This window comes from Pseudomonas sp. MD330_10 (genome assembly GCF_042610415.1).
GTDB classification, from domain to species: domain Bacteria; phylum Pseudomonadota; class Gammaproteobacteria; order Pseudomonadales; family Pseudomonadaceae; genus Aquipseudomonas; species Aquipseudomonas rhodesiae.
The window spans coordinates 24,399-38,795 of record NZ_JBHGZU010000006.1 but is presented as its reverse complement, the minus strand read 5'-3'; the positions used below and the strand labels follow the sequence as shown (position 1 = coordinate 38,795).

The following is a 14,397-nucleotide window of genomic DNA, read 5'->3' as shown; positions in this document are numbered from 1 at the left end:
GCTTCCATGCCGAAGTCTTCGGTTCGGGGCTCAATGCCCGTGGCCGTATTCCTGTTAGGTGACAGTTGCCGGATTCAAGCACTGCAACACCCATACCGTTTTGCGCTGTTGAAGCTTGAAAACGGTCGCCATCCGCGTGCGCGGTTTGGGCTTTCAAAAATTGCTTTGGTTCAACCAAACGGGAGCAAGAAATGACTTGAGTTTCTTGTCTGATCTGTGTTTGGTGGTTTCGCTTAAAACCCTACATGTAGGGGTTTTTTAGCGCCGAGCTACAAGATAATGCGTTTTGGAGGGCTTAGCAACGCACGGCCTGTGGATAACGCTGTGGGTAAAATGTGTATGAAACGTGGAACGCCCGCGTAGGCCGCAGCACTGCTGGATTCAGCCGTTTGTCACTGAATATTCCAAGATGAAAACAGCCGGTTGGATTTTTGAGGGCGCGAACCCTATCACAAAAAAAGGTGATCACCGAATGGATTTCCTGGCTTGTGTTTGAAGGCTGGCCCATGGCTACAATCGGCGGTAGTTTGCCCTTGCCAGATGACAGCTGTAGGAGCGCGCCTTCCTGCAGACGAGCTCGGCGATCACCCTGGCATCTTGCATAGACGCGGGCCCCTTGGGCTTCTCCAACAATAAATACAACCGAGGTAGCGGATGGAGCATGACGCCTGGCAAATCCTGATCGTCGAAGACGACGAGCGATTGGCCGAGTTGACCCGTGATTACCTGCAAAGCAACGGTCTGAGGGTTGCGGTGGAAGGCAATGGAGCGCTGGCGGCTGAGCGCATCATCGACGAGCAACCGGACCTGGTGATCCTCGACCTGATGCTGCCTGGCGAAGACGGCCTGAGCATCTGCCGCAAAGTGCGCGAACGCTATGACGGCGTGATCCTGATGCTCACCGCGCGCACCGACGACATGGACCAAGTGCTCGGCCTCGACCTGGGCGCCGACGATTATGTGTGCAAACCCGTGCGTCCGCGCTTGTTGTTGGCGCGTATCCAAGCGCTGTTGCGCCGCAGCGAGCCGGCAGAACCGGCGACGGTGGAGCTGCAACGGCGCCTGCAGTTCGGCCCGCTGGTGGTGGACAACGCCCTGCGCGAAGCCTGGCTGCATGACACCGGTATCGAGCTGACCAGCGCTGAGTTCGACCTGCTGTGGCTGCTGGTGGCCAACGCCGGGCGCATCCTGTCCCGCGAAGAAATCTTCATCGCCCTGCGTGGCGTCGGCTATGACGGCCAGGATCGCTCCATCGATGTGCGCATCTCGCGGATTCGCCCGAAAATCGGCGACGACCCGATCCACCCACGCCTGATCAAGACCATCCGTAGTAAAGGCTATCTGTTCGTCCCCGAAGCCGCCGCTGACATGCCGCTGTGAACTCGATCTTCCTGCGTATCTACGGCGGCATGTGCGCCGCGCTGATCCTGGTGGCGTTGCTTGGCGTGCTGGCGCTGCACCTGCTTAATGAGGTGCGCAGTGGTCAGTATCGCGAACGCTTGGCCCACGGCACGTTTGCCTTGATGGGCGACAACCTGCAGCCCATGAGCGCCATTGAACGTCAGCGCGCCCTGGCGGTATGGGAACGTCTGTTAGGCATTCCTCTGGAGTTGCGCACCCTCGCCGAAGCCCGCCTGGACCTCAGCCAGCGCACGCGCCTGCAACGCGGCCAAGTTCTGGTGGAACAGACCGGCCCCCACGCGGCGCGGGTGGTGCGCCTGGTCAGCGAGCAGGAACAACTGGTACTGACCGGCGAAGTGCAGCAGATCAGCGAGCAATTGGCCCGCGCGACTATTTATTTACTGGTCGATGAGCTGGTGCGCTATCCCGAGGCCGAGCAGCCGCAGCGGCTGGCGGATATCAAAGAAGCCAAGGGTTTCGGCTTTGACATGCATTTGATGACCCTCGACCAGGCCGACATGGACGATGATCAGCGTCGGCGCGTGTCCGAGGGCGACACGGTGATGGCCCTGGGCAAAGGCGGCGATTCGATCCGCGTGTTCGCCGGTATGGTCGGCACGCCTTGGGTGCTGGAAATCGGCCCGTTGTATCAAATGAACCCGTACCCGGCGCAATGGCTGATCCTGATTGCGTTGATCGGCCTGACCCTGATCGGCTTAATCGTCTATTTCTTAGTCCGTCAGTTGGAGCGCCGGCTCAAAGGGCTGGAAGCGGCGGCTACCCGTATCGCCAAGGGCAATCTGCAAGTGCGCGTACCGGCCCGTGGCGCGGACTCGGTGGGGCGCTTGGCGGCGGCGTTCAATGGCATGGCCGAGCACTTGCAGCAATTGCTGGCGATCCAGCGCGAACTGGTGCGTGCGGTGTCCCATGAACTGCGCACGCCAGTGGCGCGCCTGCGCTTTGGCCTGGAGATGCTAGGCGATGCCGCCACGCCGGAAGCGCGACGCAAGTACCTGGACGGTATGGACAGCGATATCCAGGATCTGGATGGACTGGTGGACGAAATGCTCACCTACGCACGCCTGGAGCAAGGCTCGCCGGCGCTGAATTTCCAGCGGGTGGACCTCAATGCGTTGCTCGATCAGGTGATCGGCGAATTGTCGCCACTGCGCCCGCAGATCACCGTCAGTCGTGGCATTTGTCTGTCATCGGTGCATTGGGATGACGCCTGGGTCGATGCCGAGCCGCGCTATCTGCATCGCGCGTTGCAGAACCTGGTGTCCAATGCCATGCGTCATGCCCAGGGGCAAGTGTTGATCAGTTATCAGGTAGGCCAGGTACGTTGCCGCATCGACGTGGAGGATGACGGCCCCGGCGTGCCGCAAAGCGCTTGGGAGCGTATCTTCACGCCGTTTCTGCGCCTGGACGACAGTCGCACCCGCGCTTCGGGAGGCCATGGTTTGGGCCTGTCTATCGTACGGCGCATCATTTATTGGCACGGCGGGCGGGCGTTGATCGGTAAGAGCAACAACCTGGGCGGGGCGTGTTTCAGCCTGAGCTGGCCGCGGAGCCAAGAAAAACCGGCAGATTGATCAATGGGGCTGGTTGGATACCGCCACGACGCTCAAGAGCTGACCATCGTCGAGCACAAACTGCCCCTGCAACTCTTTGCCCTGGCACCACTCATGGGACAGGTCCGTCAGCAACCGCAGGCGCACCTGGCCTGTTTCGGACCACTCCAGCAACTCGGCGTGCTCAAAGTAAAAGCGCTTCTGCACAATCGGATAGAGCGCCTTGAACAGGCTCTCCTTGATGGAAAACGTCAAGGTCACCAGCAGGGCGACCTGCTCTGGCGCCAGGGCGACCATGCGTTGCAACTCATCGGCGGTCAGGATTTCCGCGGCCAGGCGTTGCGCCCGCTCCAGGCTCAGCAGGTTCTCCAAGTCCATCCCCAGGCCGCGCCACTGCGCCTTGTGCCCGACAATCGCGGCGGCGTGGCCGGTGCTGTGGGTGATGGAGCCGCTGATAGACGTGGGCCATACCGGCGCGCGGTCTTCGCCAATGGCCGGGATGCAGTCGTGGTGACCGAGCTGATGCAGCGCGGCGCGGGCGCACGCACGACCGGCGAGGAACTCGGCCTGACGCTTGGCGACCGAACGCTGGATACTGGCCGGCGGCGGCACGGCGCAACGTTGGAAATCATCCGCTACCAGTGACGCAGGATCGAAGCGGGTGCTGAGGAATACCGTGCCCGGCAAGCGTTCGGGTAACGGCCAGCGGGCGTCAAGTGGGGTGCAGCAAGCGGGTAGAGGATTCATGGGCGCTATTTTGCCCAGTTGCCGCGCCACAGGATAGCCCGCGCCGGTTCAGGTTGGGTTCAGAGCCTGTTCAGGGGGAGTTCAGGGGCGCTTGCGTAGTCTGGCTCTACAGCCAAACGCGTATGAGGTAACACCATGACTGCGATCAAAAAGCTGATGCTGGCCTTGACCCTGCTGAGTGCCACCGCTGGCGCCCAGGCATCCGAAGGCGCTTTCGCCGAATTCGGCAGGGAGAAAACCAGGAAGCCCAGTAGCCTGATCCATCGTGTGAACTTCGAAGAGGTCAGCAGCCAAGCCTCGCCTTGGGGCCAACCCTTGGGCGCCACCGCCGCGCAGCCAGCCTACCGCGTCGGTTATGCGCACCTGACCGGCCAATTCAATGGCATTAAACTGCGCCCGCAAGACCTGCAGGGCCGCTATGATGTCACCCAGTCGGACAGTTGATTTGCTTTGGAGAGCCTTATGAAATTGCTGGTGGTGGAAGATGAGGCGCTGCTGCGCCATCACCTGTTTACCCGCCTGACCGACAGTGGCCATGTGGTCGAGGCTGTGGCCAACGCCGAGGAAGCCTTGTACCAGACCGGCCAGTTCAATCACGACCTGGCCATCATCGACCTGGGCCTGCCCGGCATGGGCGGCCTGGACCTGATTCGCCAGTTGCGCGCCAAGGGCAAGACGTTCCCGATCCTGATCCTCACCGCGCGCGGCAACTGGCAGGACAAGGTCGAAGGCCTGGCCGCCGGCGCCGACGACTATGTGGTCAAACCCTTCCAGTTCGAAGAGCTGGAAGCGCGGATGAATGCGTTGTTGCGCCGCTCCAGCGGGTTTACCCAGTCCACCATCGTCGCCGGGCCGTTGCTGCTGGATATCAACCGCAAGCAAGCCTCCCTCGACGAGCAACCCCTGGCGCTGACCGCCTACGAATACCGCATCCTCGAATACCTGATGCGCCATCACCAGCAAGTGGTGGCCAAGGATCGTTTGATGGAGCAGTTGTACCCGGACGACGACGAGCGCGACCCGAATGTCATCGAAGTGCTGGTCGGCCGCCTGCGCCGCAAATTGGAAGGCCCGGCCGGGTTCAAGCCAATCGACACCGTGCGTGGCCTGGGCTATCTGTTCAATGAGCGCTGCCGTTGATTCGCTCGCTACGTGTGCGCTTGATGCTGGCGGCCGCCACCCTGGCCGTGCTGTTTATGCTCGGTTTGCTGCCGGCGATGCAAGGCGCCTTCAGCCTGGCGTTGCAGGATTCCATCGAGCAGCGCCTGGCGTCGGACGTCACCACGCTGATCTCCGCCGCGCGGGTGGAAAACAACCACTTGCTGATGCCTGCGCAATTGCCCGATGAGCGCTTCAACCTCGCCGACAGTCGGCTGCTGGGTTACATCTACGACCGCGAAGGCCATTTGGTATGGCGCTCGCGCGCGACCCGCGAAGAAAACATCAACTACAAACCGCGCTATGACGGACGCGGCAATGAGTTTGCGCGGATTCGCGAAGACAACGGCCAGGAATTCTTCGTGTATGACGTCGAGGTCAAGCTGCTCGGCGGCAAGAGCGCGGCGTTCAGCATCGTGGCCCTGCAACCGGTGCGCGAATACCAACTGACCCTCGAAGGCCTGCGCGAAAACCTCTATCTGGGCTTCGGCGCGGCATTGCTGGTGTTATTGACTCTGTTGTGGCTGGGCCTGACCTGGGGCTTGCAGGCGCTACGGCGGTTGAGCCAGGAACTGGACCAGATTGAAGGCGGCACCCGCGAGAGTTTGTCCGAGCAGCACCCCCGCGAGCTGCTGCGCCTGACGGGCTCGCTCAACCGCTTGTTGCACAGCGAACGGGAACAGCGGGCGCGTTACCGCGACTCCCTCGACGACCTGGCCCATAGCTTGAAAACCCCGCTGGCGGTCTTGCAGGGCGTGAGCGAAGACATGGCTCAACGCCCTGCGGACCGCGACCAGGCCAGGGTGCTGCAAACACAGATCGAGCGCATGAGCCAACAGATCAGCTACCAGTTGCAACGCGCCAGCCTGCGTAAAAGCGGCCTGGTGCGCCATCAGGTGCGTCTGGAGCCGGTAGTGCAAAGCCTTTGCGATACCCTGGGCAAGGTGTACCGCGACAAAGCGGTGACGGTGTCTTTCCAGCTACCAGAGGAGTGTGACGTGCCCATCGAGAAGGGCGCCTTGCTCGAACTACTTGGCAACCTGCTGGAAAACGCCTACCGCCTGTGCCTGAGCCAGGTGCGCGTCAGCCTGGTGGAAAGCGACGACGGCACCGAGTTGTGCATCGAAGATGACGGCCCCGGTGTGCCGCCGGACCAACGTGCGCGCATCCTGCAACGTGGCGAGCGTCTGGACCGCCAACACCCGGGTCAGGGCATCGGCCTGGCGGTGGTCAAAGACATCATCGAAAGTTACGGCGCGCGCTTGACCCTGGACGATTCACCCCTGGGCGGCGCGGCGTTCAGGATTCACTTTCCGGCCGTGTGATCAGTTGTAGCTGGTTCGCTCGCCCGCATTTTTGATGCGCGAACCCGTACAAATGGGGAAGGGAGCTTGCTCCCGATGAGGCGCACCAACACCACCTCTCTAACTCTCCTGCTCGCGATAGGCGCCCGGCGTCAGCCCTGTCCACTTCTTGAACGCCCGATGAAACGCCGAGGGCTCGGAGAATCCCAACTGTTCGGCAATTTCCTGCAATGACAAGTCCGCCCGTCCCAAGTGAAAAATGGCGATGTCTCGCCGCAGTTCATCCTTGAGTGCCTGGAAACTGGTGCCTTCTTCGCGCAGATGTCGGCGCAGGGTCTGCGGGCTGATGTGCAGGTGCTGGGCAACCGCTTCAAGGTCCGGCCAAGGCGTGCGGTCGCGGCTCAGCAGGCGGCGCAACTGGCTGCTCAGGCTGTCGCCTTCGTCCGGGCGTGAGAGCAGGTCGGCGGGGGAGCGTTCGAGGAAATGCTTGAGGGTACGCTCGTCCTGCAGCAGTGGCAGGCTCAAATAGCGCACCGGAAACACCAGGCTGCTGTTCGGTGCACCGAATACCTGAGGGCACGGGAACAGCAGATCATATTCGCTGGCGTGGGCCGGTTTCGGGTAGGCGAAGGTGGCCTGGTGCAGTCGAATGCGCTGGCCAATCAGCCAACTGCCCAGCCGATGCCAGATGACCAGTAGGCATTCACTGAGGAAGTGGTCCGGGTCCCAGAGTTGGGTGTGGTCCAGGCTTAAGTGCGCCATTTCCCCTTCACGCGTCAGCTGCCAGCGGGGCCCCTGCGGGAACAGGCTATAAAACAACAAGCCGCGTTCCAGAGCCTTCTCCAAGGTACGGCAGTGGATCAGCGCGTGGCACATCATGGCGAAGGTGCCGCGTTTGCTGGGGCCTTCAGCAAACCCCAGGTATTCGTCGTCCAGCGCCAACCAGAGCAATTGCAACAGTCGGGTAAATTGTTCCGGTGCGATGCGTGCGCGTGGTTCGCTCAGCAGCTCCTGGGCAATGCCCACCTGCTGCAGCAGGGCCGAATAGTCGTAACCGACCCGCCGCGCACCGCCCAGGGCTGCACGGGCAAAGTGGCTGGCGATGGTACGTTCGCGCATAGGGGGCCCTCGTCCATAGAACGGCCGATGGTAGCCACCACCGAGTGGGAGCGACAAGGCGGATATCCGCCAAATTGCAGGATGCTATCGGTCGGTACGGCGGAAATCCGCCATGTGCTCGTCTACTTGGAGGGGCCGCTTGTAAACGCAGGGCCCGCTGTCTTAAGGCATAAAGCGGATTTGCGCAAAGTGGCACGACGTTTGCGATAGGTAAGACAGCGCAGGACTTATCTCACAGCCCTCGCAAACAACAAATCCCTCCAGTGCAGGAGGGTTCGCAATTCAAGTGTCGTGGGCAATGGCGGATATTTGCCACACGGGACGATTGAGGAATTTTGCAATGACGACTCGTCAGCCACTCTACAAATCCCTGTATTTCCAGGTGATCGTTGCAATCGTTATCGGTATTTTGCTCGGTCACTTCTACCCGCAGACCGGCGTGGCCCTCAAGCCATTGGGTGACGGGTTCATCAAACTGATCAAAATGGTCATCGCCCCAATCATCTTCTGTACCGTTGTCAGCGGCATCGCCGGCATGCAGAACATGAAATCGGTGGGCAAAACCGGTGGCTATGCGCTGCTCTACTTCGAAATCGTCTCCACCATTGCCCTGCTGATCGGCCTGGTCGTCGTCAACGTCGTGCAACCGGGCGCCGGCATGCACATCGACGTGTCGACCCTGGACGCGTCCAAAGTGGCTGCTTACGTCACCGCCGGTAAAGACCAGAGCATTGTCGGCTTTATTCTTAACGTGATCCCGAACACCATCGTCGGCGCCTTCGCCAACGGCGACATTCTGCAAGTGCTGATGTTCTCGGTGATCTTCGGCTTTGCCCTGCACCGCTTGGGCGCTTACGGCAAGCCGGTGCTGGACTTTATTGATCGCTTCGCTCACGTGATGTTCAACATCATCAATATGATCATGAAGCTGGCGCCGATCGGTGCCCTGGGCGCCATGGCGTTCACCATCGGTGCCTACGGCGTGGGTTCCCTGGTGCAACTGGGCCAGTTGATGATCTGCTTCTACATCACCTGCGTGCTGTTTGTGGTCCTGGTGCTGGGCGCCATCTGCCGCGCTCACGGTTTCAGCGTGCTGAAATTGATCCGCTACATTCGTGAAGAGCTGCTGATCGTTCTGGGTACATCCTCCTCCGAATCCGCGTTGCCACGCATGCTGATCAAGATGGAGCGCCTGGGTGCGAAGAAATCCGTAGTAGGTCTGGTGATCCCGACCGGCTACTCCTTCAATCTCGACGGTACCTCGATCTACCTGACCATGGCGGCCGTGTTTATCGCTCAGGCGACCGACACCCATATGGACATCACCCACCAGATCACCCTGCTGCTGGTGCTGCTGCTGTCCTCCAAAGGTGCTGCGGGCGTGACTGGTAGTGGTTTCATCGTACTGGCTGCAACCCTGTCGGCCGTTGGCCACCTGCCGGTTGCCGGTCTGGCGCTGATTCTGGGTATCGACCGTTTCATGTCCGAAGCCCGTGCGCTGACCAACCTGGTGGGTAACGCCGTTGCCACCATCGTTGTGGCCAAGTGGGTGAAAGAACTGGATACCGACAAGCTGCACAGCGAACTGGCATCTGGCGGGACCGGTATTTCCGAAACCCGTGAACTCGATGACCTGGGTGTGGCCGAAGGTCCTGCACCGGTGGTCAAGTAAGCCGCTAATGGCGTGAACTGACGCCCCCAGCTCTGCGCAAACGCCCCGACTTGTTCGGGGCGTTTGCGTTTCTGGCGCGCGGCACCCGGGTTATTTTTTGGTTACAGTAAGCGCGATATTGCCCGCGGGAGGCTTGATGGACAGTGTGGATCTGAATGTGCTGCGCAGTGTGCTGGAGTGGCGTCGTGCCGGGCAGCGAGTGGTGTTGTACAGCGTGGTCCAGACCTGGGGCAGCGCGCCGCGTCCACCGGGCGCCATGTTGGCGCTGCGCGGCGATGGTATCGTCATCGGCTCGGTGTCTGGTGGTTGCATCGAAGATGACCTGATAGCCCGCTTGCACGACGGCCGCCTGACGGACGACGGGCCGCCGGTGCAGTTAGTGACCTACGGCGTGACCCAGGACGAGGCCGCGCGTTTTGGCCTGCCCTGCGGCGGCACCTTGCGCCTGACCGAAGAGCGGGTGCTGGACTGGCAATGGGTCGCCGACCTGTTGGCGCGTTGCGAAGCCCATGAGATCGTCGCGCGGGAACTGAACCTGGCCACGGGCGAGGTTACCTTGAGCAGCGCCACCAAGACCGATGGCCTGAATTTCGACGGTGAACGCTTGCGCGCCATCTATGGCCCGCGCTGGCGTCTGCTGCTGATCGGCGCCGGGCAATTGTCGCGGTACGTGGCGGAAATGGCGCGCTTATTGGATTTCGAAGTGCTTATCTGCGACCCCCGCGAAGAGTTCGTCTACGGTTGGGAGGCGCAACACGGGCGCTTCGTGCCCGGTATGCCCGATGAAGCGGTACTGTCTATCCAGACCGACGAGCGTACGGCCATCGTTTGCCTGACCCATGACCCGCGCCTGGACGATATGGCGCTGCTGACGGCGTTGGATTCCCGGGCGTTCTACATTGGCGCGCTGGGCTCGCGGGTCAACAGTCAGAAGCGCCGGGAGAACTTGTCGGCGCTGGGCCTGTCGGCGCAGGCGATAGCGCGGCTACATGGGCCGATCGGCTTGCATATCGGCAGTCATACGCCGTCGGAAATCGCACTGTCGCTGATGGCGGAAATTGTCGCGATCAAAAACGGTGTAGCACCGATGCAGAAAAAGCCGCTGCCGGTGGTGGCCGAATGACCGTCACCGCGATTGTGCTGGCGGCGGGGCAGGGCAGTCGTTTCCGCGCCGAGGCGGGAGCTGATCAGGATAAATTGCTGGCGCCTTGCCTGGGGCTGGACGGGGTGACGCGGCCGGTGATCGAGCAGGTGTTGGTGAATTTGCCGACGTGCGTGGTAGAGCGCTGGCTGGTGACGTCGCCGGAGCGTGCCGAGGTGATTCAGTTGGCCGAGGCACATGGCTGTAAGGTTTTGCAACTGACGTCAGCAGGCATGGGCGACAGTATCGCAGCGGCGGTAGCGGCCAGCGCTACGGCCGAAGGTTGGTTGGTGGTACTGGGGGATATGCCCTTTATCCAGTCATCCAGCATCGAGCAAGTGATTCAGGGGCTGCCGGAGCAGGGCATTCGCGTGCCAGTGCAGGAGGGCCGTTATGGTCACCCTGTGGCGTTTGGGCGTGACTTCGGGCCGGGGTTGAAGGCGTTAGCGGGTGATCGAGGTGCCAGGCTCTTGTTTACACCGACGGCTGTGAGGGAGGTGCCGGTGAATGACCCAGGCGTGTTATGGGATGTAGATGTACCAGAGCGCCTTAATTACCGCTGATCCGATATAAAAAAGCCCCGCCTGATCACTCAGGCGGGGCTTTTTAGTAGCAGTTGGAATCAGACGAGAGGTTTAGGCTCGTGTTCTTCTTCCTGAACCTTGCGCTCGGCCACTTCTTCGACAGCAGAGTGCTCAGTCACGGTTTCTGCAGCCGGGGCTGGCGCCTCGACAGCTTCAACCACAGCCGGTGCAGCAGCTGCCGCAGCGGCGGCCGCCTCGGCTTCCTTGCGACGACGACGCACTTCACGCGGGTCGTTCGGCGCACGGCCGTTTTCGGTCAAGGCGCTGGCCGGTGAGGCTTCAACTACCGGCGCGGCGACTTCGGCAACCACGGGCGCTTCAACCACAGGCGCAGGTTCAGCCACCGGAGCGGCCTCCACCACGGGTGCAGGCTCGGCAACTACCACTTCGGCAACCGGTGCCGGTGCTTCTTCCGCCGCCGGCGCAGGCGCTTCAACCGGCGCAGCAGGTTCGGCGGTCCACTGGAAGGCGGTCTGTTCTTCACGAACTTCGCGCACTGCCGGGGCGGCTTCTTCTACAGCCGGCGCTTGTGCAGCGGCTTCAACCACGGGTTCAGGCTCAGCCACTGGCGCCACTTCAACCGCAACCACGTCGGTCACTGGCTGGGCGTCGCGAACCGGTGCGACTTCCACTTCCGGTACCACGGGGGCTTCGATCGGAGTTGTTGCTTCTACTACCGGCGCTTCAACTGCTGGGGTCTGCACCACAGGCGTTTCGGCGACAACGGTGTCCTCGACAGCGGCGGTAGCGCGTTCAGCCTGCTGATGAGCCTGGGCTTCAGCCGGTGCACTGATAACCGAGCTGGCAACCGCTGCGGTAACGGCCAGACCTGCAGCCAGTTCAGTAGTGGTCGGCTCGCTGTTGGCGCCTTCGGTGTTCTCGCCGGTCTCTTCCGAGCCTTCGATCACATTGCCGTTGGCATCACGCTGACGCTCACGACGGTTGCTGCGACGACGCTGGCCACGGGAGCGGCGGCGTGGACGATCGCCTTCGGCGTTGTCCTGACCGTCTTCCTGCAGCTGCTCTTCGCCGGTCAGCACTTCCTCTTCGCTTGCGGCAGCGGCCTGCTCGGCGCGCGGTTGACGCTCTTCACGCGGGGCACGAGGCTGGCGTTCTTCTCGTGGCGCACGCTCTTCGCGAGGCGCACGGGCTGGGCGTTCTTCGGTGGCAGCAGCAGCGGCAACGGCCGGGGCGGCATCCAGAGGCTCGCGCAGTTCACGCACACGCTCTTCACGCTCACCGCGAGGCTTGCGATCTTCACGCGGGGCACGCGGCGTACGTGGCGCGCGCTCTTCACGCGGTGCACGCTCTTCGCGGGCTACGGTCGGAGTGTCTTCGCGGGCTTCACGAGGCTGACGCTCTTCACGCGGCGCACGTTCTTCACGCGGTGCACGCTCTTCGCGAGGCTTGCGCTCTTCGTCACGGCGACCGTTGCGGTTACGGCTTTGCTGGCGACCGTTGCGACGCTCTTCGTTGCGCGCTGGGCGCTCGGCGGCAGGTTTTTCGACGACGACCGGTGCGACAGGCTCTTCCTTGGTGGCGAACAAGCTAACCAGGGATTTCACCAGGCCTTTGAACAGGCTTGGTTCAGGCATCGCGGCTGGTGCGGCAACCGGTGCAGCGGCCTCAACCGGAACCGGTGCGTTGGCACGGGCTGGAGCGGTCTTCACGGCGGCTTCCTGGCGGACCAGGGTGCGGGTTGCGGCGGCTGGCTGGACTTCTTCCACCTCGGCAGCGGCAGCAGCGATTTCGTAGCTGGACTGACCGCTGTGGGCTTCCGGGCTGTCATCACGCAGACGCTGCACTTCGAAGTGCGGCGTTTCGAGATGGTCGTTCGGCAGGATCACGATACGAGCGCGGGTACGCAGTTCGATCTTAGTGATCGAGTTGCGTTTTTCGTTGAGCAGGAACGCGGCCACCGGGATCGGCACCTGGGCGCGGACTTCGGCGGTACGGTCCTTCAGGGCTTCTTCTTCGATAAGGCGCAGGATTGCTAGCGACAGCGATTCAACGTCACGGATGATGCCGGTGCCGTTGCAACGCGGGCAGACGATGCCGCTGCTCTCGCCCAGGGAAGGACGCAGGCGCTGACGGGACATTTCCAGCAGGCCGAAGCGCGAGATGCGGCCCACTTGCACGCGGGCACGGTCGGCTTCGAGGCATTCGCGGACTTTTTCTTCCACGGCGCGCTGGTTCTTGGCCGGGGTCATGTCGATGAAGTCGATCACGATCAGGCCGCCGATGTCGCGCAGGCGCAGCTGGCGGGCAATTTCTTCGGCCGCTTCCAGGTTGGTCTGCAGGGCGGTTTCTTCGATGTCGCTACCTTTCGTGGCGCGCGCCGAGTTGATGTCGATGGACACCAGGGCTTCGGTCGGGTCGATCACGATGGAGCCGCCGGAAGGCAGTTCGACCACGCGCTGGAAAGCGGTCTCGATCTGGCTTTCGATCTGGAAACGGTTGAACAGTGGGACGCTGTCTTCGTACAGCTTGATCTTGCTGGCGTACTGCGGCATCACCTGGCGGATGAAGGTCAGGGCTTCGTCTTGTGCTTCGACGCTGTCGATCAGCACTTCGCCGATGTCCTGGCGCAGGTAGTCGCGGATGGCGCGGATGATTACGTTGCTTTCCTGGTAGATCAGGAACGGCGCGGAACGATCCAGCGAGGCTTCCTTGATGGCAGTCCACAGTTGCAGCAGGTAATCGAGGTCCCACTGCATCTCTTCGCTGCTGCGACCCAGGCCGGCAGTGCGCACGATCAGGCCCATGTCGGCCGGGGCGATCAGGCCGTTGAGCGCTTCACGCAGTTCGTTGCGCTCTTCGCCTTCGATGCGGCGGGAGATGCCGCCGGCACGCGGATTGTTCGGCATCAGTACCAAGTAGCGGCCGGCCAGGCTGATGAAGGTGGTCAGGGCGGCGCCCTTGTTGCCACGTTCTTCTTTTTCCACCTGAACGATGACTTCCTGGCCTTCGCTCAGGACGTCCTTGATGTTCACGCGGCCTTCTGGGGCTTTCTTGAAGTATTCGCGGGAGATTTCTTTGAGGGGCAGGAAGCCGTGGCGCTCGGAGCCGAAATCGACAAAGGCAGCCTCAAGGCTTGGTTCGATGCGAGTAATACGGCCTTTATAGATGTTGGCCTTTTTTTGCTCGCGTGCACCGGATTCGATGTCCAGGTCGTAGAGGCGTTGGCCATCTACCAGTGCAACACGCAACTCTTCGGGTTGAGTTGCGTTAATCAGCATTCTTTTCATGTTGTACCGTCGGTTTCCGGGCTGCCGGAAACGGCGTTCGGCACACACGACTTCTCACGGTCGGTGTCAGGTGCGTCAAGAGTGGTTGGCCACTCCAGTGTCCAGCAAAACCTGCCAATTGGGCGGGAGTCGCGACGGACGCGTCCTGCTTGTTAGCGGCGGTGACAAAGGCACCGCTTCAACAAAAGCTAAGGTCAGGAGGAGGAATCAACCGGCGACTGTGGACGAGATGAAGCGTCTAAATATAAGCCTAGTGCTACACGGTCCGACGGTTGTGCATCTCCACCCTACACGTATCCCTGATAATTCGGGTGCTGCCGCGCGCAGAATCCGCAGCGGGTTGGCATTTACCGTGTTCTCCAATGGGGAGTCCACGCTCATGGCTAAACAGGCCTGAATGAAAACGACTGCGCTCTCACTCAGCTCTTAACAGGCGTTGTTTCCGAAGCATT

General features: G+C 61.6%; 11 protein-coding genes. 8 read left to right on the top strand and 3 right to left on the bottom strand.

Features of this window, described 5'->3' with window-relative positions; translation table 11 throughout:
- The first annotated feature begins 654 nt into the window (after positions 1-654).
- Both ACFZPT_RS11320 and ACFZPT_RS11315 read left to right on the top strand, forming a co-directional pair.
- Entirely contained in the window at positions 655-1,380 is a 726-nt protein-coding gene (locus tag ACFZPT_RS11320; RefSeq protein ID WP_034114870.1) for a response regulator, read from the top strand.
- Positions 1,377-2,993, top strand: a complete 1,617-nt coding sequence (locus ACFZPT_RS11315; RefSeq protein ID WP_034099907.1) for an ATP-binding protein — start codon at positions 1,377-1,379, stop codon at positions 2,991-2,993. Before ACFZPT_RS11320 ends, ACFZPT_RS11315 begins: the two co-directional genes overlap by 4 nt.
- On the opposite strand, the gene ACFZPT_RS11310 is transcribed toward ACFZPT_RS11315, so the two are convergent.
- Complete coding sequence (locus ACFZPT_RS11310) at positions 2,994-3,719, bottom strand: 4'-phosphopantetheinyl transferase (protein ID WP_034114869.1); 726 nt, start codon at positions 3,717-3,719, stop codon at positions 2,994-2,996.
- A gap of 135 nt (positions 3,720-3,854) precedes the next feature.
- Here ACFZPT_RS11310 and ACFZPT_RS11305 point away from each other — a divergent pair, with 135 nt between their 5' ends.
- From ACFZPT_RS11305 to ACFZPT_RS11295, 3 genes are read left to right on the top strand one after another with little or no spacing between them, the layout of a single operon-like run.
- Entirely contained in the window at positions 3,855-4,163 is a 309-nt protein-coding gene (locus ACFZPT_RS11305) for a hypothetical protein (RefSeq protein ID WP_034099905.1), read from the top strand.
- An 18-nt stretch (positions 4,164-4,181) separates the two neighbouring features.
- Positions 4,182-4,859, top strand: a complete 678-nt coding sequence (locus ACFZPT_RS11300) for a response regulator (RefSeq protein ID WP_034099904.1) — start codon at positions 4,182-4,184, stop codon at positions 4,857-4,859.
- Positions 4,856-6,202, top strand: a complete 1,347-nt coding sequence (locus ACFZPT_RS11295; RefSeq protein WP_034099903.1) for an ATP-binding protein — start codon at positions 4,856-4,858, stop codon at positions 6,200-6,202. The genes ACFZPT_RS11300 and ACFZPT_RS11295 overlap by 4 nt, the downstream gene beginning before the upstream one ends.
- Positions 6,203-6,301: 99 nt before the next feature.
- Here the strand turns inward: ACFZPT_RS11295 and ACFZPT_RS11290 are convergent, their stop codons facing one another.
- Positions 6,302-7,300 (bottom strand): AraC family transcriptional regulator, encoded by a 999-nt coding sequence (locus ACFZPT_RS11290; RefSeq protein ID WP_034099902.1) that lies wholly within the window; start codon positions 7,298-7,300, stop codon positions 6,302-6,304.
- A gap of 340 nt (positions 7,301-7,640) precedes the next feature.
- Here ACFZPT_RS11290 and ACFZPT_RS11285 point away from each other — a divergent pair, with 340 nt between their 5' ends.
- The 3 genes from ACFZPT_RS11285 to ACFZPT_RS11275 all read left to right on the top strand — a co-directional run bounded on the left by ACFZPT_RS11285 (position 7,641) and on the right by ACFZPT_RS11275 (position 10,676).
- Positions 7,641-8,972, top strand: a complete 1,332-nt coding sequence (locus ACFZPT_RS11285) for a dicarboxylate/amino acid:cation symporter (protein WP_034099901.1) — start codon at positions 7,641-7,643, stop codon at positions 8,970-8,972.
- A 136-nt stretch (positions 8,973-9,108) separates the two neighbouring features.
- On the top strand, positions 9,109-10,095 hold the full coding sequence (locus tag ACFZPT_RS11280; RefSeq protein WP_034114868.1) for an XdhC family protein: 987 nt from the start codon (positions 9,109-9,111) through the stop codon (positions 10,093-10,095).
- Positions 10,092-10,676, top strand: a complete 585-nt coding sequence (locus ACFZPT_RS11275) for an NTP transferase domain-containing protein (RefSeq protein WP_034099899.1) — start codon at positions 10,092-10,094, stop codon at positions 10,674-10,676. Before ACFZPT_RS11280 ends, ACFZPT_RS11275 begins: the two co-directional genes overlap by 4 nt.
- Before the next feature lie 59 nt (positions 10,677-10,735).
- Here the strand turns inward: ACFZPT_RS11275 and rne are convergent, their stop codons facing one another.
- Positions 10,736-13,936, bottom strand: coding sequence for a ribonuclease E (gene rne / locus ACFZPT_RS11270; RefSeq protein ID WP_080758777.1), 3,201 nt, complete (start codon positions 13,934-13,936; stop codon positions 10,736-10,738).
- Positions 13,937-14,397: the final 461 nt, after the last annotated feature.

What these genes read in the sequence shown, in the direction of transcription:
- ACFZPT_RS11320 (WP_034114870.1), top strand. Translation starts at nt 655, where the DNA reads ATGGAGCATGACGCCTGGCAAATCCTGATCGTCGAAGACGACGAGCGA.
- ACFZPT_RS11310 (WP_034114869.1), bottom strand. Translation starts at nt 3,719, where the DNA reads ATGAATCCTCTACCCGCTTGCTGCACCCCACTTGACGCCCGCTGGCCG.
- ACFZPT_RS11305 (WP_034099905.1), top strand. Translation starts at nt 3,855, where the DNA reads ATGACTGCGATCAAAAAGCTGATGCTGGCCTTGACCCTGCTGAGTGCC.
- ACFZPT_RS11300 (WP_034099904.1), top strand. Translation starts at nt 4,182, where the DNA reads ATGAAATTGCTGGTGGTGGAAGATGAGGCGCTGCTGCGCCATCACCTG.
- ACFZPT_RS11290 (WP_034099902.1), bottom strand. Translation starts at nt 7,300, where the DNA reads ATGCGCGAACGTACCATCGCCAGCCACTTTGCCCGTGCAGCCCTGGGC.
- ACFZPT_RS11285 (WP_034099901.1), top strand. Translation starts at nt 7,641, where the DNA reads ATGACGACTCGTCAGCCACTCTACAAATCCCTGTATTTCCAGGTGATC.
- ACFZPT_RS11280 (WP_034114868.1), top strand. Translation starts at nt 9,109, where the DNA reads ATGGACAGTGTGGATCTGAATGTGCTGCGCAGTGTGCTGGAGTGGCGT.
- ACFZPT_RS11275 (WP_034099899.1), top strand. Translation starts at nt 10,092, where the DNA reads ATGACCGTCACCGCGATTGTGCTGGCGGCGGGGCAGGGCAGTCGTTTC.
- rne (WP_080758777.1), bottom strand. Translation starts at nt 13,936, where the DNA reads ATGCTGATTAACGCAACTCAACCCGAAGAGTTGCGTGTTGCACTGGTA.